This window comes from Rhizobium sp. 05L419, from assembly GCF_056397845.1.
This window is the reverse complement of sequence record NZ_JBFTOF010000084.1, coordinates 1-722: the sequence shown is the minus strand read 5'-3', so window position 1 is coordinate 722 and position 722 is coordinate 1. Positions and strand designations below refer to the sequence as shown.

General features: G+C 60.2%; 1 protein-coding gene. It reads right to left on the bottom strand.

Features of this window, described 5'->3' with window-relative positions; genetic code table 11:
• Nucleotides 1–623 (bottom strand): IS256 family transposase (locus AC1DMK_RS31085; protein ID WP_477864049.1); only part of this gene is annotated, 623 nt, incomplete at its 3' end.
• Nucleotides 624–722: the final 99 nt, after the last annotated feature.

The window sequence follows — 722 nt, the reverse complement described above, 5'->3', positions numbered from 1 at the left end:
TCCGTCCAGATCGGCTCAGCTTCGGACGTGCCGACTTCCATACCCAGAACCTCACGCCGCCCGTCGCTGTTGACGCCGACGGCGATGATGACGGCAACGGAGACGATGCGCCCGCCACGGCGGACTTTGAGGTACGTCGCATCCACCCACACGTATGGCCAGTCACCCTCGATGGGACGGTCGAGGAACGCCTTCACCTTGACGTCGATCTCTTCGCACAGGCGCGACACCTGGCTCTTCGAAATCCCCGACATACCCATGGCCTTGACCAAATCATCAACCGAGCGCGTCGAGATGCCTTGAATGTACGCTTCCTGGATGACCGCCGTTAGAGCCTTCTCCGCCATCCGACGGGGCTCAAGGAAGCTCGGGAAGTAGCTGCCCTTGCGTAGCTTTGGAATGCGGAGCTCGACCGTTCCGGCTCGCGTCTCCCAATCCCGATCACGGTAGCCGTTGCGTTGAGCGAGCCGCATCGGGTTCTTCTCGCCGTAGCCAGCACTGGTGGCTCCGCCAACCTCCAGCTCCATCAGCCGCTCGGCTGCAAAGCCAATCATCTCGCGCAATAAATCGGCGTCGGCGCTCTTCTCAACAAGCGAGCGCACGTTCATCATGTCATTGGTCATCGGTGGTCTTTCCGTCAGGTTGGTCTTGAACAACCCGACCCTACCGGAAAACACTGATGGCCACCTTACTCCTCAAAACCTACACCACGTGCCGGGACA